A 16,473-nucleotide genomic window follows, 5' to 3' on the forward strand; every position below is an offset into this window, starting at 1 on the left:
AGGTGAAGGTTTATCATCTCTTTATGCCCTTGCGTTCAGTCCAGATGGAAAAACTTTGTATAGCAATAATTGGAATGAAATAAAAATTTGGGATTTACAAAAAAAGCAAGAGATTCGTATACTTAAAGGGCATTTTGATGCTGTTTTATCTCTTGCTGTTGCTCCTGATGGCACTCTAATTAGTGGTAGTCAAGATAAATTGATTTATGTTTGGGAACAACCCCGTTCAGGAAAATATGATGTTTTGGGAGAGCATCCTTGTTACGTTTGGGGAATGAATACTGTTAAGGTTTCCCTTAGTATTGATGGGAAGATTTTGATTAGTGGTAGTGCTATTGATAGGGCAATAAAAATTTGGAATTGGAAGCAAAGACAACAAATTACAACTCTAGGAAACGAAACATTGGGTTTAAATAATTATGCACCAGGACTTTCTTGTGTTGCTATCAGTCCAGATGGAACAATTGCTATTGCTGGAGGAGAAAATCAGGTTGATGTTTGGGATATAGAAAAAAGAGAGAAAATTTATACACTTACCCTGGAAGCAGATAATAAGATTCGCTCAATATCTGTTAGCAAAGATGGTGAAGCTTTCTTTGGAGGTTTAAATAATGGCATTATTAAAATTTGGAATGTGCTTACAGGTGAAGAAATTCACTATTTAGAAGGACATTCAGCTAGTGTTACTTGCATAGCTGTTAGTCCAGATGGAAAAACTGTTGTTAGCGGGAGTATCGATACAACTATTAAAATTTGGGGTATACCAGAGTAAATTAAATTATTGAAATTACCGGCTATACCGCGCAAGCGGTATAGCTAAGGGAGGATGTCAAACCCAACGTCCTACAACTACCCGCACAGTTCCATCTGCTAATACTTCTTCGTCCTCCACATTAAAGCCTTGTTCTTGCACTGTCGCTATCAAGGTTTTATGAGCATATTTTTGGCTGATGGAGTTAACAAACTGCTGTTGATTAATTTTTGCACCCCAAAAGTCTGCAACTATTTCGTAATTTTCACCACTGCGGCGAAAACCTAAATCATAACCATTCTTCTGGCGAATCACATACTCGGCTTGAGTCGTATCGCCTTGATATCCGCGTACATTCGTGTTGCATTCAACTTGATAGTTTAATTCTTGCAACACTTCATGCAGAATTTCACCGTGTTTGATTTGGACTTTGATAGTTGTGAAATGAGACATAATACCAATTTTGGATTTTAGATTTGGGATTTTGGATTAAATAACGAGGCGTAGGAAACACGTATTTTTTCTATTTTAATCGACTTCTAAAGGGCCTATTCCTTGTTCAGTTGAATATTGCTTTAATTCTTCTACTAACAGCACATCATTGGAGGCGGTTCTGGCACCGGCTTGTGCTGCCCATTGCTTTAATGCTTCAATTTGTTCATGTGCGATCACAGCTAATGGCACTGTCTGCGCTACAGCCTGCAAAATATCCTCTGTATTAAAGTCTCGGCGCTGTCCCTCAACTCTTGTGGAAAATGCTTGGTGCATGGCATCAATGATTACCTGCTCAATTTCCGCACCACTAAAATTGAGACTTTGCTTGGCTAACAAAGCTAAGTTAAATTCTCGCAGTCGATTCGGGCGTAACCGTTGCAAATGAACCTTAAAAATCTCTTGGCGTTCGGCTTCTGTAGGTAAATTCAAAAAGAAAATTTCATCGAATCTTCCTTTTCGCAACAATTCGGCTGGTAATATTTTGACATTATTTGCTGTGGCGACAATAAACACACTCGCGGTTTTCTCCTGCATCCAGGTAATCAAACTGCCAAATACGCGGCGCGATGTCCCCGAATCCCCATCAATGCTACTGGTAATATTGCCAAAGGCTTTATCGATTTCATCAATCCACAAAACGCAGGGTGCCATTGCTTCAGTTAACTGAATCATTTGGCGCACGCGGCTTTCGCTTTCGCCGACAATTCCACCAAATAAACGCCCAGAATCTAATCTTAATAACGGTAAGCGCCATTCATGGGCAATTGTCTTGGCTGAAAGAGATTTACCTGTTCCCTGAATGCCCACAAGTAACATCCCTTTGGGGTTAGGAATACCGTAGCGTCTGGCTTCTTCGGTAAAAGCATCTTGGCGCATTAGTACCCATTGTTTGAGTTGATCTAATCCACCAACTCGTTTGAGTGATTCTTGTGGTGTGAAAAATTCTAAAATCCCAGTTTGGCGGATTGCTTGCTTTTTCTCTTCTAACACGCCGTCAATGTCAGACTCATTTACCTGCTGTTTAGCTGCTAAAGCTTTTGCCAACACTCTAGAAATCCGGGTGCGACTTAAACCTTGACAGGCTTTAACTAACTGTTCCCGCGCCAAACCAGAAACATTTAACTTATCTGGTACTACCAACTGTTGGATTAAATTATCTATTTCGCCAACGCTAGGTAACGGGAAATCCACTACTGTCACTTCTTGCAGTAACTCGTCAGGAAGTTCTAAAGTATGGCTGGTGGTGATGATAATTTTACGCGATCGCTTTAACTCCCGCGTCAAGTTTCGCAACTCCCGCACAATCGGCGCATTCTTCTCAGTAGTCGGATTTTTCACAAATGGGTGCAAATCCCGCAGTACAAACATTGCAGGTGTTTGGGCATCAGCTTTGCCAATTCGCCCTAACGCCGCCATCACCGAACCTTTATCTGCACCATTATCACTCCAACCCCGGACAATATCCCAAAATAAAAGCTGTCGTTTGGGCACAGAACGCAATGCAACTTGCTGCAACACTTCTTCCACAGGTTCTTCTTCAACGGAAATCACATACAGTAAGGGATACCTTGCCCGAATCATCAAATCAAGTTGCTCTACTAAGGAGGCGTATTGCTGATTCTCGCTGTTATGAGTTGCATCTCCTTTTCCATATTGATGAAAATTGCTCATTTCTCTTGAAAATAGGTATAAGGGTATAGGAAGAAGAGTTTTTAGCATTGCTGATTTGAAGTATGAAATTCCCAAATCAAGTGTTTAAAACTCTTATCTTTGCGCTTTTGCGCCATTTCAAATGTTATGTTTATTTCTGCCGTGCTGTACTAGTAATTATTTAGTCTTAATTAATACTATATTCTTTCAAAGAATACTAGTATAAATTCATCAAAAAAATATAAAAATTAAGGACTTCCAGTAATCAACAGTCTGTACCAACGTAAAAAGGCTGGCGATCGCCAAAGAAGCAATGCCAGCTATCTGCATCTTTACATCTTCTGAGGTTTTGTTCATTTCTAGACAGTTGTAGAGTGGGAACTGAACTCCATTGAGCGCTGTATCAATATGTAGAGCGTTTCTACAGCACTCATTTGACAACTGGCGTAGCACAGGACATCAGAAGCGGAAAGTTTTACCCTATCCCTCGTACAACTTCTTAACTGTCCCGTTGTGTTGATATCTCCATTGAAACTGCAACCCAAAGACATTGGATGCCAAATTGCCAAAGTTGTTTAGGGTGTTATATCTCCCCCGTATTCATACTCCAACAAACTCAACAAATTCTCTTCCACAGCAGTAAGATAAGCACGCTTGGGCTTCTCCAATAACTGCAACAGATTTTTGACTGTCTCCAAAGAGTGAATCCGAATATATTCGCGTAAGCGTAGGCGTAGCCCGCCGCAGGCATCGCAAATCACCTGAGCGTTAAGGGTGATTGTTACTAACCAATCAAGCAAGCTTTTTCGTCATAAATACGCTGTTTGGGTCATCAATGTATTCTGCAAAGGGGCCTCGGTACTCAAACCCATACCGTGTATACAAGGCTCGTGCTGAAGCGAATTCTGGAATTACCCCCTGTTTCTAAATTCAAGCAATCGTAACCACGCCGTTGGGCTTCTTTAATAATCTGTTCCAGAATCTTTGAGGCGACACCCCTACGTCGGTGAGCCTTGACGGTACGCATTGATTTGATTTCACCGCTTCTTGAATCTAGTTCTTTCAATGCCCCGCATCCAAGCAGTTCTTCGCCATCCCAAGCCGTCCAAAAAGTAATATCAGGCGAACGCAATGCCTCTATATCAAGAGCATGAACACTTTCGGGTGGGGTAATCTCATGCATGTTTTTGAGATGTTCCCTCAGAAGGTCAGCAATATTTTTACCTGTCAAGTCATCTTCACGAATGTGCAATCGGCTCATTTCCTTCATTAACCCCATATTCCTGCTCAATCATACTCAACAGCTTCTCCTCCACAAGAGTCAAATACGGTCGCTTCAGTTCCCCCAGATACTTCAGCACAGCACGGCCAGCATCTTCTAAATTCTCATTTTCCCGTAGCCTACGAATGCGATCGCATATCTTCTGCATCTGCTGACATTCTGACTCCAGGTAATTCAGTGGCTTCAGGTGGTCAATTCTGACGGTGTACTTTCCATCCCACATTGTAACTGTACAACTGAACTCACCGACATGGCTAACGATGCACCAGCAGCCTAGCCTTCGAGCAGTTAACCGCCCATGACTGGCAGCGGCTACGGGAGTATGAGCCTGTAGCAGCGTGAAGCTTCGCCTGGGAAAAGGTTAAAGGGAAATTTCTTCATTCCTTTCCCCCTTACCCCTTCCCCTTTTCCCTAAAACACATTCCCTTCATTCACCAATCAATATGCAACCCACAATATCCATTCCCCAACACTGGGGCTACCCTCGCTTTGCCTTTGACCAGCGTACAGAACAAGGCACGATTCTAGGACTTTATTACTACCCGAATGGTACAGAGTTAGCTGAACAATTTGATGAAGGATGGCGTTATGTATTAATGCCTAACAAGAATTCTGACGAGATATCGTACTTGCAAGAGAATCAAATTCAGCCGCTATCTCCACGGGAATTGTTCACGCAGATACGCGCAGAGATTGAGTTTTATCAACAGCAAATAGCAATTTTGCAACAACAGTTAGCCGTGGTAACTGGAGGTAGTACCAATGGCTAATTCTACAGACAACTTTGAACGTAGAGCCAACCATCTGCTGCCTTTACTTAAACTTTGCGGCGGTTGTCTTCCATTGCACCGGCTGCAATTCCAATTCTCCGATTCAGTGATTCAAACACTATTGGATAAAGAACTGGTGCAGGTACAGAACACGGGACGCGGTTTTTTGTTGGAAATTGCCGAGGATTTTTAGGTTATTAATCTCAGAGGATAAAATTATGAAACTTTACGCGAAAACCATTCCACAAACTTTACCTGATTGGGCAACTGTCGTTACAAAGAGTGTAGATTTATTTGAGATTTAAATCAACGATGAACACCCGAATTTTCAATCTCTGCTTGAAGAGTTAGAAACGGAGATTGAGCCAGGAACATTCGGTGTGAAAGCTGAGGATTTATGTTCCAGACTCGGAATTGAAATGTCTAACCCCAATCTGCACCAGTTAGTTGAACAAGCCCAAAATCTGGTATCTGAAATTGCTACGCACCCAGACTACAAACAATTGTTGGACGAGGGATATCAACCGGATTTAAACATTGCTGATGCTCAAACCGCACTTACTTATCTGCAATGGGAATTAGACCGAAATCAACAGCGCTCTGTTTAGTAAAGAAGCGATTGCTTGAATATCAGCTTTTCTTCAAGCAATCGTAAAGTACTCTCCAGTTTACGCTACAAACCATTAATTATTGCATAGGTCAACAAAATATGGTTACTGAAATTAAACTAGGTTTATGCAACCCACCCGAACCAATTTATTTGTATGTCAACCAGGGGGAAGTAGATGGTGAATCTTTCGTTTGGTACAAGTTCAATATCAGCCAGGAGAAGAAAATCCCAATTCCCCAAAGGGCGTTAACTGGGTACTTGTCAGAACTGCGATTGACAACTAAAGAATTCAAAGGCAGGGACAATCTCAAACTGGATATTGTCGTGAGTGCTGATGAGCTTTACATCATAAGAACTGGTGTTGAAACCAACTTCGCCAAAAGCTTTCTTCTGGCTGCGTCATTAGTTCAGGATTTTTCTAAGCCACTGATTATTGTTGCGAATGCTGGTGACGAGAATACAGTTTTCTGCAATCTTTACGATGCCGTAACCAAAAGCAAAATTTACAGGGAATGGAGTAGAGATTTAGATTGGGCAACTATCATTCGTGACATTCAATCTCTCTTAGGTGGTGCTTCATCAACTATTTCAGCCACGCCAAAACTTAGTGTAGTACCTCAATCAGTACACCCACAGGATTTGCGAGTGAAAAATATTCGCACCTTGCTTGATTATCCCCTTGATTTGGTCAAAGAGTGGTTGCAATTTCAAGATGTTGATCGCCCAAGTTTACTTGATATTAACCAGATTAATGAACTAATCAAAACCATGTGTTTGGCTTGGGCTTCAAACAAGTGTGAATATCCCAATCATGCCGAATCTTTGTATCAAAAGCAGGTTCTTGATGCTATTGTTAGCGGTGCTGATGAATTAGCAGCAATTAGGGCATGGATGCAACAGTTACAAGCGGTAAAGACTGGGGCAGTGTAAATCGGAAGTCAGGATTCAGAAGAAGTTTTATTTCTGAATCCTGAATTAATCAGATAGGAATAAAAACCATGAAAGTCATTGTCACAGTAGTAGAAAAAATTACCACCGAAGCGCACATCGATATCCCTGATGGGCTGAGTCAATCCGCTTTTCCCGCAGCACATCGTAGATCGTTACGACACTGGGGAAATAATCACAGATATGAACATCTTTCAAGTTGACTTTGAATCTATTAGCGCTCGAATTGTTCAAGAACATTCTTCTACTAAATCTGCATAAATAGGGGAGGTAATCAGATGAATATCAAATGGACTGATGAAGAACTCGCAATTATTGAGGCGAAAGCTGAAGTCTATACAGTCAAACAAATAGCTTCAATCCTAAAAAGACGAGGATATCAACGCACACCAATTGCAATTTATCTGAAGTTAAATAGCTTAGGTTATTCAGCCCGTCCCACTCTTGATAACTATTCTTGTAAAGAGATTGCTCAAGTTCTTCAATTAAATTTCTCAACTGTCACAAGGTGGGTAAAACGAGGATGGCTCAAAGCAACAAAACGTTCTGCTAGACATTACCAAATTCGGAGATGGCATCTTAAGCAGTTTTTTGATAACCCACCACAATCAATTAAAAAACGCATTGCTGCTCTTGATACCGAAGCCATTAATTACTTATTAGGCAAAAAAGCATGATTGACCATATTAACGCCCTAAAAACAAGTTGGTATCTCTCCCCACCTTGGGGACAAACAATTTCATCTGTTGAGGTGAATTTACTAGAGAGGGTTTTCCTGCGAACCACAAGAACATTTGGCTACTGCTGCGGTATGCAATGGAAACACGAATGCTGGATTTATTCAATTGATTGCGGTAAAGAAATCCTTCACGCTACACAAAACCAAATCATTGCAACTGGAGAGTTAGAAGCCATCACTGTGCAAAAACCTGCTTTTGTTCTGGGTGAAAGAGCGATCCTCTGTTCTCACGACAAGGGAACAAAACAACGGCTGATTTTGGGGATTGCACTGGTGCATAATTCTTGGTTTTACCTTGTTGAATTGATGTCGCCAACGTTAATTAAGACACCGACTATATCGAATCGTTTCTCACTAGTTGGTGAAAAAAGTTTAGTGCGAGTAAATGTTTAAAGTCTTGAAATTTACTTAGGAGTCGAGCAAGATGAGTTTACCTTTAAATCAAAATGTTTTAGTCGAGTCTCCATCATTGAGAACTTCTGCACTTTCTAACCTAGATGATTCTCGTGCCCAAGAAGTTCTCAGCAAAGCAAAGGCAATAGTGTTCGCTGTATGGAACGGTAGCGGCTGGGCAACTACTGCACAAATAGCGGAATATTTTTCAGTTACAGAGTCCGCAGTCAAAGAACTAACAAGAGTAAATCAATCTGAATTCCAAAGCCTTGAAACTAAAACCCTTACTGGAAAGGACTTACGTGATGCTCGACAGATGCTCTGTCTACCATCTAGAACTTCCCAAGTTAGAGTTTTTTCGGCTTTGGGTGCGTTAAGGATCGCAATGATCTTGCAGCAATCTCAAGTAGCAGCGCAAGTTAGAACCATCATTTTAGATTTGGTTGCAGCTGTTCCAAGTATTACTGCCCAAACTCCTGTACCTGCCCCTGCCCTCCCACCAGTTGAGCAGCGCCTACAAACTTTGGTCGAGGCGATGAGAACTTTAGCTGAACTTACAGGTGGCAGACTCAACCCTTATATGGAGCAGCATTTTCAAGACTTCGCCGCTAATCTCCTAGCCCAACACAATCAACAAGCCCTAGTGGGTAGCCGAGAAAAATGGATGGGTGTGGTCAACTTTGCAGAGACTGAATTGGGAAAGAAAGTCCCCTTGAGCGGTTCCCATTATCGCGGTCATCTCGGCACTTGGGGAAAGCACCTTTTACCCACAACTGGGAGAGCGTCAGGAAATGCGCCTGGTCAACGGCACTCAGCAGCCAGTTTACGTCTACGCCTGCCATGACCCAATGGTTGCAGATGGGCTGACCAAAGCAATTGAAGAGTTTTTCGCTCACGCAAACCCGACTGCTGCACTAAGGATTGCGGGGGCTTTCGCTACCAAGAAGCCACGGGTGTTGGTCAAAAAATGAAAGCGAACACTGGGAAAATAAGCGTTCGCTTGACTAAAAAGCTAAATACAGTGGTTAGTTGCTTGTTATTAGCATACTATTCCCCGGTTACACAACTCAAAAAACTTGCACAAGTATGGTTGCAATGTTTCTAGAATTCTGACTCAAAAAGAAGGAGAACAAGATTATGCAACAACTTAATTTGTTTGGTGAATCAACCCCAGTTTTACCCATCACTTATTACCCCGATTTCTTAAGTCTTGAACAAGCCAATGAACTCTACCAACACTGCTTGAAAATGGAATGGCAACAGAATCAAATCAGAATTGCGGGTAAAACAATGCCCGTTCCCCGCCTCGAATGTATTTATGGTGATGCCGGATGTGATTATCTTTACTCCAACAGCGTGTTTTTGAAACCCCTGACTTGGACAGACAGTCTGGCTAACTTGCGGGACAGAATCACTGCGCTAACTGGCTACAAGTTCCGCATTGTCATCGGCAATCAATACCGCAGTGGCCAGGATTCGATTGGTTGGCATTCCGACAATGAACCATCGATGGGATCTAACCCTGCAATCGTATCAGTCAGCTTGGGGTCATGTCGCAAATTCCAAATCAAACCAAACCCATCGGCGGCAGACCAACGGATTTTTGGCTGGAACACGGCAGCTTACTTGTGATGCACCCCGGCTGTCAGTCCACACATCTGCACCAAGTCCCCAAAACCAACAAAGTAGTTAGCACGCGAATTAATCTCACGTTTCGACCGCATACCGGAGGCGAGAGATAAGGCTGTAGCTGGCTGTTGAGGATTTAATAGCCAGCACAAGCTCTTACAAAAAGTTGAACCGGCGGCATGGGTGCAATGCCGCTACATTTCCATGCGTTTATTTATGGAGGGAATATGACTACAACTAGTTCAGAAAACCAGCATTTAACTGAATGGCTCAATAGTGGCGTTGACGAAGAAATCTTTCACTTGAATGTGCGATCACTGTCTGGGACAACACCTTACGAATATCTGCTCTACAGTCCCAAAATCTCCCGTCGCAACGATGGACGGCTCCGAGACAGGGACTTGAAGAAGTACCAGCACATTGAACTAGGCGGCTGGTGGTGCAGTGGCGTTGACCCGCTCAACAACTACGTCAGTATGATGTGGGGCTGTTTCAAACCCGACCACCCCAGACGTGACCGCCAGAAAATTCACAAGCTCATCAAGTATGAACACCCATTCAGAGAAGAAACACGGGCTTTCTTCCTCTTAGTACCGAATCGCATTTGGGTGAAAGTGTCCCTACGTTGCGGCATCCCCATCACAGAAGAGGACTTGCAGCATCCCGGTGGTTTATGGCACTGGGTCTGGCGGCATAATGTACCAGTGACAATTGTCGAAGGTGTCAAAAAAGCGGGGGCATTACTAACTGTTGGTTATGCTGCGATCGCAATTCCCGGTGTCAATGCTGGATACCGCACACCCCTTCAGGAGTACGGTACTGCCATCGGTAAACTATCCCTCATCCCCGACTTGAAACATTTTGCAACACAGGGGAGACAGGTTAACATCTGCTTTGACCAAGACAATAAACCTGAGACAGTCCAGCGAGTCAGAACCGCCATCAGTCGCATGGGACGGCTGCTGGTAAATGAGGGTTGTTCGCTACGAGTCATTGATTTACCTGAAGGCCTTGAGAAAGGGGTTGATGATTTTATCTATGCCTTGGGTCAGCCAGCATTTGACGCGCTCTACAACACTGCCGTTGCACTGGAGTTGTGGGAGATTAAGCTGTTTACCTTGTTGACTTACCCGCCTGCGATCGCACAAAACCTTCGTTTCTTGGGCCAGTTTCTCGTACCCGAACGTGAAAAACTAATTATCCTCAAGGCTCCCAAAGGTACTGGTAAAACTGAATGGCTTGCTACTGAGGTGGCGAAAGCACACGACCAAGGGCAGAGGGTATTAATCATTACCCATCGCATTCAACTGGGTGAAGCCTTGTGTAATCGGTTTGGTGTTAACTATGTGACTGAAGTCCGCACGAATGAAACAGGCACATTATTAGGATATGGGGTGTGTGTGGATTCACTGCATCATGAGAGCCAAGCCCGTTTCAATCCCAATGACTGGTCAAATGATGTCATTATTATTGACGAGTGCGACCAAGTATTCTGGCATTTGCTCAACTCTGGTACTGAAGTGCAAAAGCGTCGGGTATCTGTTCTCAAAAACCTCAAGCAGTTAGTGCAGAATGTTCTAGGGAGTAGTCAGGGAAAGATTTACTTGTCTAGTGCCGATGTTTCCGATACTGATGTGAAGTATGTTTTATCACTTGCTGGTGAATATCGAGTTAATCCCTTCGTTATCGTCAACAATTATCGTCACGTAGCAGGCAACTGTTACAACTACTCTGGCAGTAACCCGAAGAATTTGATTGCGGCATTGGACAAAGCGATAGCTTTTGGTGGACATTATTTACTCTGCTGCTCTGCTCAAAAAGCTAAGTCTAAATGGGGAACCCAGGCACTTGAAGAACGTTTTCGTCGCAAATTCCCACATCTGCGAATCCTGCGAATAGATAGTGAATCCGTTGCCGATCCATCTCATGCGGCTTTCGGTTGTATTGCTCATCTCAACCAGATTCTTACCCAGTATGATTTGGTTATCGCTTCTCCAAGTTTAGAAACTGGCGTATCCATCGATATTCGAGGACATTTTGATGGTGTATGGGGGATTTTCCAGGGAGTTCAGCCGGTTAACTCTGTACGGCAGATGTTGGCGCGGCTACGGGAAACTGTTGACCGTCATATTTGGGTGAGAGAGTGGGGGATGTCGGTTGTGGGCAATGGTTCTACATCCATAGGGGGATTGCTCAGAAGTCAACACGTCGCAACACAAGCGAACATTGCGCTGTTGTCGGCGGCGGATAATGCGGATTTGAGCTATATTGATCAGAATTTTCAACCGGAGTCTTTGCAGACTTGGGGCAAACGTGGTTCTGTGATTAACGTAGAAATGCGGCGTTATCGAGAGTCTGTGCTTGCGGGATTGGTCGAGGATGGGTACACCGTTATTGATGCTGAGGATGTTGATGATGATGAGAGTGGGGCTGTAATCGAGTCGGTTAAAGCGGCTAGTCAGGAATTGTATACTGCTGAGTGTAAAGCGATCGCGGATTCTCCAACCATCTCTGATGCCGAACTCAAGAAGCTGCAAGACACAAGGGCGAAAACCAAAACTGAACGACATCAGCAGCGCAAGGCTGAATTGTCTCGTCGCTATGAAGTTGAAGTTACGCCTGATTTGGTTGAGAAGGATGATGACGGCTGGTATCCTCAACTGCGGATGCACTATTATTTGACACTGGGGCGAGAGTTTTTGACCAACCGTGATGCGAAACGGGCTAAGGCACAATTGTCAGCTGGGGAAAATTCGATTTGGAAACCGGATTTTAACAAGGGGCAGCTATTGACTGCTGTGTTGTTACTCGAAAATCTGAATCTGTTGCAGTTTCTTACGCCAGACGTTCAGTTGCGGGGAAGTGACGAGAGGATGGTGGAGTTTAAGGCACTGGCTGTAACGCATCGGCACGTTATCAAGAATTACTTGAATGTAACGATTTCTGAAAAACTGACCCCAGTGGCGTAGGCGTAGCCCGTCGTAGACATCGCTCAGAAGTTACTTGCCAAGATTGATTTGAAACTGGATTACGTCGGTCGGTTGGGTAAGCGTGAAAACCGGGAGTGTGTTTATCGATTCGTTGCCCCTGATGATGAGCGTGATTCGATTTTTGGGCAGTGGTTAAATCGAGATGAAGTGTTTCTTAGTGAGTCGGTGTCAGTCAGTAATAATATAAGTACAACTACACCAGTAACTGACACAACATCACTATCCATATCGCACAATACTGAAGTGGTGTCAGGCACTAATAATATAGTCTTTGCAACATCACTCAGTGACACAGCACCACATACCCCAGAAAATATCGCGATTCTTGGATGGAAGGGGCTGATGGTGAAAATGCAGCTTGGGCTAAATAGCGCTGGCTCGTTCTACAATCAGTTAATCTCCCAAGTTGGCTCTTCTGTTGGGGTGGCTGATGGTGAGCCTTACTGGAATGGCTATCTGGGGCAGTGGCAGATTTGGGTTAACTATGCTGACGGGTGTAGGTCTATAGTGTGCGATTGGTTGGTGGGGGTGTAGTAAACTAAAAAGCAATGATACATTTGATTAGCGAGGTCGATTTTCTCGCCCGTGATAGATGCGTAAGATTACAACATTATCCTCAAGAATAATGTAGTGAATTATAAAGCCGTATTTTCCAAAAAAAACTACAAGTTTTCGTAATCCTGCTATCTCATCGACAATCGCACCTCGACGGGGATTTTTTTGTAGACTTTCACCCGAAGAGACAATTGCTTGTACTGCCCGTGCTGCTGCATCAGCATTATTAAGTTTGATAAAATCGTAATGACGATTTAAGTCATCAATCGCCGTTTGCGTCCAAACTATCTGGGACATGGACGTTCTTCATCGCTTCCTAAAGAGTCTGCCCATTCACGCACACGCTCATGTGCTACTCCTGTACCTGTTCTACGGTATGCTTCCAGAGCTTTACGGCTTTGCTCAACCATTTGCGCTTGGGTCAGTGGCTGGAAATTTAATGTTGTATCTATTTCACCGTAATCATAGATTTCTTCTATACTTTGACTAGATTCATGACTGAGTAACTGCTCAAAATCTTCTAAGTCTCCATCAGTTACAGTCAACCATGTTTTAAGCAGACTTTTTACCTGCTCCCCTGGCAATGCCTCAAGATGCTCCAAAATTTGCTGTTTAATATTGTTGGCTGTCATATAGTATTTGATTTTTGTCGCAAAACATTAGAATTCAACGTAATACCTGCATACCTAATTCTAACTATGCCCTTGAAAAAAACAATTGTGTGTTCGTTCTCTTCTGAGTCGCTTAAAGTGACTTCACAAGGTTTGTTTTAACCCAAGATTGAACCGGAATCAACTTCCCACTGATGTTTGAGCAATTCTTGGTAAGTCTTTTCCCTTATCATCATCTGCTTGTACAGCATCTGCAAAAATTCTTGAGCTTGTTCACGGGACATCTGCTGCACAAGATCCGCGAAAGTTCTAAGGCTAAATTCTTGTTCTAAAGATAATTCAATGGATTGATTCATCGCTTTTATTACCTACTTTTTTATTTGAATTTGCTTATGTAAGCAAACATTGCTTTATATAATAAATGTTACGATAACTTTACACAAATCGAAGGGGTGTAAACCGTACCGACGTAGGCTAGAAATGCCGTATCTGCTGCTGGAAACCTTGATATTACTCCATTGTGGCAACCCAAGTAAAAACCTCAGTTCTAAAGTTTCTTACTAAGAGGTTTTTAAAAGCATTTTTCGCCTCTGCTTGCGGCTGGCGTTCGCAAGAAGGCGGGCGAAACAGCGCCATCGCTCAAAAGAAGAGATGGACAATACAATTATTCCTTTGGGTAAGAGTGAAAAGCGTATATCCCTGGTACTCCTAGATGAAAGGGTGCGGGGTTGCAGGTTCGGGTGTAGGGAATTAGGAATATCTTGAACTGCTTGACGTACTCGTATTTAATTGTCTGAAACATACGAAGCTGCAATCCTACCCCCAACAAGATAGCCCTGACAAGGTTTCACATGAGTCTTCGTGCCATTCCCCCATGATTCAGTAATACCAATTCTTCTTTCATTAGGCAACAGATGCAATTTATGAAAATGCTACTAATTTAAATTTTTTAATTGCAAATTCCTTTCTTTGTATAAGTCATACCTATATAATCCTTGAGAAAGTTTCCTCAACTCTGTGGGATTGCTACTATTACATCACAGTAGAAATAATTTACCAAGTCATAGCGAATGAGGTTGCGGTTTTGAAATCCCAATTAACTAATCATCGGGTCGATTTACAAGATTGCACTATTTTTTATCAGCAAAGTAGGTTGGAGTCGAGTTCAATCCCTATCCTATTTCTACACGGCTGGGGAATCTCTACTGAGCCTTATCAAGAAGTACTGAAACTACTAGCACAGCACCATACTATAATTGCTCCTGACTTACCCAGTTTTAGGAGATCAACGGGAGCAATGCGATTTTGTTAGATCAGACTTTAATTCTCATTTATAGAGCTAAATTCTCAATAAGAACAGTTATTTAGCTGCGATCGCACCCCTAAATAGGTGATTTAGCACCCGAATTTTAAACACCTCACAAAATCGCATTGCTCCCGAGATCAACTTACTCTGGGCTACTTCCCGATTACCTTAGCCATAGCAAATGTCTCCTTTCGTTTCTGGAAGTTTTGGATTTACAACAATTTCATCTAGTAGGACACTCATTCGGCGGAGGTATTGCCATTACTTTATCTACACTTGTTCCACAAAAAATCAGAAGTGTAATTCTGATAGATAGTACTGGAATTCCTACGCCATCTATACCGGAGATGATCCCGCGAAGGGCAATCGAAATGACCGCTCAACTGTTTCTCCCAAGACTCAGGTTGAAATTAGTTGATATTCCTTTGGTTTTCTCCTACAACTTGTTGTTCAACACAGTAAATGTCATTCAAGGATTGCTAATTTCTTTATACGAAAATATCAACCATCTGCTACCAAAAATTCCAGCTCCCTGTTTGGTATTATGGTCAGAAAAAGACCTAACTACACCATTAAGTAACGCTCAAAAAATGGCGGCAATTATTCCAGACTCTAAATTAATTACTGTAGAAGAAGGTTTCCACGAATGGGGACTCTGGTATCCTGAGAAATTTACATCACTCATATTGGATTTTATTTGTCAACTTGAGCAATATTGATACAGCTTGAACTGGGGCAAAGTACAAGCTCAGTCATTGATCGCAACTGGTCGAGTCGAACATACGTATATAGGTGGTTAACTTCGCTTCTCCTTGTACCTCTGTAGTCTGTGATTGGCTATGCGCTGTGTAGATGGAGAAAGCTTTGGTAAAGAGTTGAGTAATTCATGCTTCAGATTTCGTCTTACCAGCTTTTTTAGAGACAGCAATTGCACCAACTCCAAACAATAGACCTAGTAGGGAAGTGGGTTCTCTTACTGATGTAGATGAAGAACTCAGGGTAATATTGGCAGCAGAATCTTGATAGATGTATGTTCCTGCCCGTCCCACTTCACCCGTCAAGGTAATTTCAGAGCTTGAAGTTCAATAATAAGGTATATCTGGGAGCATCAAAAGCAATGCCAAAATCAACCACTAAATTCCAATTTGACCCAGAATCAAGCTCAAAATTGACATTTGGGGTTAAGTCACCGCCATTAGTAGAGCCAGGATTCTTTCTTCAGGTCTAGATTGCTGACGTTAAGCTCCCAATCGTTCAAAGTCCCATTAGGAGCGTAAACTACAAATCCCGAATATTCGCTCTCGAATGGCAAAACGTTCTCCAAGAAAGGGCTAGCATCGACTAAGGTAAAATCACCCGAAAATTCTTGTTTAGTTAGAATAGCTCCCAGCACGGGAGTAGCATGAAATACGCTTGCTAGTAGCAAACCAATCAGGGCGACGTTAACTTTAGGGGGTCGAACTTGATTCATGGAAAAGGTATGCTATCTAAAATTGTTGAAGGTATGCTATCACATCTGCAGCAACTTAAGATACACTCAGTACACCAAAAAGTTCTGTGATGCCTGCGGTGTTCTCCTTGCCATCGCTCAAGCCCAGAAATGCTCAGTTAGTGGTGGAACGCTTTGTATACGGGGTTGATACTGTTAAAGAATTGCTCAGTACGCTAACAAGTGATGAGCATTGGGGCGTGATGCTGAAGTTTGATCAGGTCAGCCCAGACAAATTTGCTCAACTGCTTGTCG

The 16,473-nt window shown here is 42.8% G+C and carries 25 protein-coding genes and 1 pseudogene; 15 read left to right on the plus strand and 11 right to left on the minus strand.

Translation table 11 applies throughout. The features are described 5' to 3' along the window. Positions 1–772, plus strand: a 772-nt coding sequence (locus ACFE90_RS19650) for a WD40 repeat domain-containing protein (RefSeq protein ID WP_375503432.1), incomplete at its 5' end; no start/stop codon positions are given. Positions 773–829: 57 nt separating this feature from the next. On the opposite strand, the gene ACFE90_RS19655 is transcribed toward ACFE90_RS19650, so the two are convergent. The 6 genes from ACFE90_RS19655 to ACFE90_RS19680 form a co-directional block, all read right to left on the minus strand. After that, positions 830–1,204: a DUF1257 domain-containing protein gene (locus ACFE90_RS19655; protein ID WP_375503434.1), complete on the minus strand. Its 375-nt coding sequence runs from the start codon at positions 1,202–1,204 to the stop codon at positions 830–832. Positions 1,205–1,279: 75 nt separating this feature from the next. After that, positions 1,280–2,917, minus strand: coding sequence for an AAA family ATPase (locus ACFE90_RS19660; RefSeq protein WP_375503436.1), 1,638 nt, complete (start codon positions 2,915–2,917; stop codon positions 1,280–1,282). A 210-nt stretch (positions 2,918–3,127) separates the two neighbouring features. After that, a complete protein-coding gene (locus tag ACFE90_RS19665) occupies positions 3,128–3,253 on the minus strand; it encodes a hypothetical protein (protein WP_375503438.1) in 126 nt (41 codons plus the stop codon). A gap of 218 nt (positions 3,254–3,471) precedes the next feature. After that, positions 3,472–3,696 carry a hypothetical protein gene (locus ACFE90_RS19670; RefSeq protein ID WP_375503440.1) on the minus strand — a complete coding sequence of 75 codons (225 nt, stop codon included), beginning with the start codon at positions 3,694–3,696 and terminating at the stop codon, positions 3,472–3,474. 62 nt (positions 3,697–3,758) lie between these two features. Further along, positions 3,759–4,157, minus strand: a complete 399-nt coding sequence (locus ACFE90_RS19675; protein ID WP_375502575.1) for a GNAT family N-acetyltransferase — start codon at positions 4,155–4,157, stop codon at positions 3,759–3,761. Then, positions 4,135–4,401, minus strand: coding sequence for a hypothetical protein (locus ACFE90_RS19680; protein WP_375503442.1), 267 nt, complete (start codon positions 4,399–4,401; stop codon positions 4,135–4,137). The genes ACFE90_RS19675 and ACFE90_RS19680 overlap by 23 nt, the downstream gene beginning before the upstream one ends. A 220-nt stretch (positions 4,402–4,621) precedes the next feature. Here ACFE90_RS19680 and ACFE90_RS19685 point away from each other — a divergent pair, with 220 nt between their 5' ends. The 12 genes from ACFE90_RS19685 (at position 4,622) to ACFE90_RS19740 (ending at position 12,791) form a co-directional block, all read left to right on the plus strand. Further along, complete coding sequence (locus tag ACFE90_RS19685; protein WP_375503444.1) at positions 4,622–4,948, plus strand: hypothetical protein; 327 nt, start codon at positions 4,622–4,624, stop codon at positions 4,946–4,948. Next, positions 4,941–5,141, plus strand: coding sequence for a hypothetical protein (locus ACFE90_RS19690; RefSeq protein WP_375503446.1), 201 nt, complete (start codon positions 4,941–4,943; stop codon positions 5,139–5,141). Before ACFE90_RS19685 ends, ACFE90_RS19690 begins: the two co-directional genes overlap by 8 nt. 226 nt (positions 5,142–5,367) lie before the next feature. Then, positions 5,368–5,556, plus strand: a complete 189-nt coding sequence (locus ACFE90_RS19695; protein ID WP_375503448.1) for a hypothetical protein — start codon at positions 5,368–5,370, stop codon at positions 5,554–5,556. 101 nt (positions 5,557–5,657) lie between these two features. Then, the gene (locus ACFE90_RS19700; protein ID WP_375503450.1) at positions 5,658–6,488 is read left to right on the plus strand and encodes a hypothetical protein; all 831 of its coding nucleotides are present in this window, start codon (positions 5,658–5,660) and stop codon (positions 6,486–6,488) included. A gap of 68 nt (positions 6,489–6,556) precedes the next feature. Beyond that, positions 6,557–6,709 carry a hypothetical protein gene (locus ACFE90_RS19705; RefSeq protein ID WP_375503452.1) on the plus strand — a complete coding sequence of 51 codons (153 nt, stop codon included), beginning with the start codon at positions 6,557–6,559 and terminating at the stop codon, positions 6,707–6,709. Positions 6,710–6,784: 75 nt separating this feature from the next. Further along, complete coding sequence (locus ACFE90_RS19710; RefSeq protein WP_375503454.1) at positions 6,785–7,183, plus strand: helix-turn-helix domain-containing protein; 399 nt, start codon at positions 6,785–6,787, stop codon at positions 7,181–7,183. Next, the gene (locus tag ACFE90_RS19715) at positions 7,180–7,638 is read left to right on the plus strand and encodes a DUF1392 domain-containing protein (protein ID WP_375503456.1); all 459 of its coding nucleotides are present in this window, start codon (positions 7,180–7,182) and stop codon (positions 7,636–7,638) included. Before ACFE90_RS19710 ends, ACFE90_RS19715 begins: the two co-directional genes overlap by 4 nt. Before the next feature lie 31 nt (positions 7,639–7,669). Continuing rightward, entirely contained in the window at positions 7,670–8,482 is an 813-nt protein-coding gene (locus tag ACFE90_RS19720; RefSeq protein ID WP_375503458.1) for a hypothetical protein, read from the plus strand. Positions 8,483–8,775: 293 nt separating this feature from the next. After that, the gene (locus ACFE90_RS19725; protein ID WP_375503460.1) at positions 8,776–9,270 is read left to right on the plus strand and encodes an alpha-ketoglutarate-dependent dioxygenase AlkB; all 495 of its coding nucleotides are present in this window, start codon (positions 8,776–8,778) and stop codon (positions 9,268–9,270) included. Beyond that, entirely contained in the window at positions 9,270–9,380 is a 111-nt protein-coding gene (locus ACFE90_RS19730) for a hypothetical protein (RefSeq protein WP_375503474.1), read from the plus strand. The genes ACFE90_RS19725 and ACFE90_RS19730 overlap by 1 nt, the downstream gene beginning before the upstream one ends. Positions 9,381–9,494: 114 nt before the next feature. Then, a complete protein-coding gene (locus ACFE90_RS19735) occupies positions 9,495–12,236 on the plus strand; it encodes a plasmid replication protein, CyRepA1 family (protein WP_375503462.1) in 2,742 nt (913 codons plus the stop codon). Between the two features lie 48 nt (positions 12,237–12,284). After that, positions 12,285–12,791: a hypothetical protein gene (locus ACFE90_RS19740; RefSeq protein ID WP_375503464.1), complete on the plus strand. Its 507-nt coding sequence runs from the start codon at positions 12,285–12,287 to the stop codon at positions 12,789–12,791. Between the two features lie 27 nt (positions 12,792–12,818). Here ACFE90_RS19740 and ACFE90_RS19745 read toward each other — a convergent pair whose 3' ends face one another. The 3 genes from ACFE90_RS19745 to ACFE90_RS19755 form a co-directional block, all read right to left on the minus strand. Continuing rightward, a complete protein-coding gene (locus ACFE90_RS19745) occupies positions 12,819–13,109 on the minus strand; it encodes a type II toxin-antitoxin system RelE/ParE family toxin (protein WP_375503466.1) in 291 nt (96 codons plus the stop codon). Further along, positions 13,097–13,444: a hypothetical protein gene (locus ACFE90_RS19750; RefSeq protein WP_375503468.1), complete on the minus strand. Its 348-nt coding sequence runs from the start codon at positions 13,442–13,444 to the stop codon at positions 13,097–13,099. The genes ACFE90_RS19745 and ACFE90_RS19750 overlap by 13 nt, the downstream gene beginning before the upstream one ends. Positions 13,445–13,581: 137 nt before the next feature. Further along, entirely contained in the window at positions 13,582–13,779 is a 198-nt protein-coding gene (locus ACFE90_RS19755; protein WP_375503470.1) for an NblA/ycf18 family protein, read from the minus strand. Positions 13,780–14,854: 1,075 nt separating this feature from the next. Between ACFE90_RS19755 and ACFE90_RS19760 the strand changes: the two genes are divergently transcribed. Beyond that, the gene (locus tag ACFE90_RS19760) at positions 14,855–15,448 is read left to right on the plus strand and encodes an alpha/beta fold hydrolase (protein ID WP_375503472.1); all 594 of its coding nucleotides are present in this window, start codon (positions 14,855–14,857) and stop codon (positions 15,446–15,448) included. Positions 15,449–15,613: 165 nt separating this feature from the next. Here ACFE90_RS19760 and ACFE90_RS19765 read toward each other — a convergent pair whose 3' ends face one another. Next, complete coding sequence (locus ACFE90_RS19765) at positions 15,614–15,790, minus strand: PEP-CTERM sorting domain-containing protein (RefSeq protein WP_375502906.1); 177 nt, start codon at positions 15,788–15,790, stop codon at positions 15,614–15,616. 134 nt (positions 15,791–15,924) lie between these two features. After that, the gene (locus ACFE90_RS19770) at positions 15,925–16,200 is read right to left on the minus strand and encodes a hypothetical protein (protein WP_375502908.1); all 276 of its coding nucleotides are present in this window, start codon (positions 16,198–16,200) and stop codon (positions 15,925–15,927) included. An 89-nt stretch (positions 16,201–16,289) separates the two neighbouring features. Here ACFE90_RS19770 and ACFE90_RS19775 point away from each other — a divergent pair. Beyond that, positions 16,290–16,473, plus strand: a pseudogene (locus tag ACFE90_RS19775) (hypothetical protein); the annotation flags it as partial.

The organism is uncultured Nostoc sp., assembly GCF_964245445.1.
GTDB lineage: Bacteria > Cyanobacteriota > Cyanobacteriia > Cyanobacteriales > Nostocaceae > Nostoc.

Excerpts from the sequence above, each read along its gene's own strand:
- ACFE90_RS19695 (WP_375503448.1), top strand. The coding sequence starts at position 5,368 with ATGTCTAACCCCAATCTGCACCAGTTAGTTGAACAAGCCCAAAATCTG.
- ACFE90_RS19690 (WP_375503446.1), top strand. The coding sequence starts at position 4,941 with ATGGCTAATTCTACAGACAACTTTGAACGTAGAGCCAACCATCTGCTG.
- ACFE90_RS19770 (WP_375502908.1), bottom strand. The coding sequence starts at position 16,200 with ATGAATCAAGTTCGACCCCCTAAAGTTAACGTCGCCCTGATTGGTTTG.
- ACFE90_RS19720 (WP_375503458.1), top strand. The coding sequence starts at position 7,670 with ATGAGTTTACCTTTAAATCAAAATGTTTTAGTCGAGTCTCCATCATTG.
- ACFE90_RS19665 (WP_375503438.1), bottom strand. The coding sequence starts at position 3,253 with ATGAACAAAACCTCAGAAGATGTAAAGATGCAGATAGCTGGCATTGCT.
- ACFE90_RS19710 (WP_375503454.1), top strand. The coding sequence starts at position 6,785 with ATGAATATCAAATGGACTGATGAAGAACTCGCAATTATTGAGGCGAAA.
- ACFE90_RS19730 (WP_375503474.1), top strand. The coding sequence starts at position 9,270 with ATGCACCCCGGCTGTCAGTCCACACATCTGCACCAAGTCCCCAAAACC.
- ACFE90_RS19660 (WP_375503436.1), bottom strand. The coding sequence starts at position 2,917 with ATGAGCAATTTTCATCAATATGGAAAAGGAGATGCAACTCATAACAGC.
- ACFE90_RS19705 (WP_375503452.1), top strand. The coding sequence starts at position 6,557 with ATGAAAGTCATTGTCACAGTAGTAGAAAAAATTACCACCGAAGCGCAC.
- ACFE90_RS19685 (WP_375503444.1), top strand. The coding sequence starts at position 4,622 with ATGCAACCCACAATATCCATTCCCCAACACTGGGGCTACCCTCGCTTT.
- ACFE90_RS19745 (WP_375503466.1), bottom strand. The coding sequence starts at position 13,109 with ATGTCCCAGATAGTTTGGACGCAAACGGCGATTGATGACTTAAATCGT.
- ACFE90_RS19700 (WP_375503450.1), top strand. The coding sequence starts at position 5,658 with ATGGTTACTGAAATTAAACTAGGTTTATGCAACCCACCCGAACCAATT.
- ACFE90_RS19655 (WP_375503434.1), bottom strand. The coding sequence starts at position 1,204 with ATGTCTCATTTCACAACTATCAAAGTCCAAATCAAACACGGTGAAATT.
- ACFE90_RS19715 (WP_375503456.1), top strand. The coding sequence starts at position 7,180 with ATGATTGACCATATTAACGCCCTAAAAACAAGTTGGTATCTCTCCCCA.
- ACFE90_RS19675 (WP_375502575.1), bottom strand. The coding sequence starts at position 4,157 with ATGAGCCGATTGCACATTCGTGAAGATGACTTGACAGGTAAAAATATT.
- ACFE90_RS19725 (WP_375503460.1), top strand. The coding sequence starts at position 8,776 with ATGCAACAACTTAATTTGTTTGGTGAATCAACCCCAGTTTTACCCATC.
- ACFE90_RS19755 (WP_375503470.1), bottom strand. The coding sequence starts at position 13,779 with ATGAATCAATCCATTGAATTATCTTTAGAACAAGAATTTAGCCTTAGA.
- ACFE90_RS19735 (WP_375503462.1), top strand. The coding sequence starts at position 9,495 with ATGACTACAACTAGTTCAGAAAACCAGCATTTAACTGAATGGCTCAAT.
- ACFE90_RS19680 (WP_375503442.1), bottom strand. The coding sequence starts at position 4,401 with ATGTGGGATGGAAAGTACACCGTCAGAATTGACCACCTGAAGCCACTG.
- ACFE90_RS19750 (WP_375503468.1), bottom strand. The coding sequence starts at position 13,444 with ATGACAGCCAACAATATTAAACAGCAAATTTTGGAGCATCTTGAGGCA.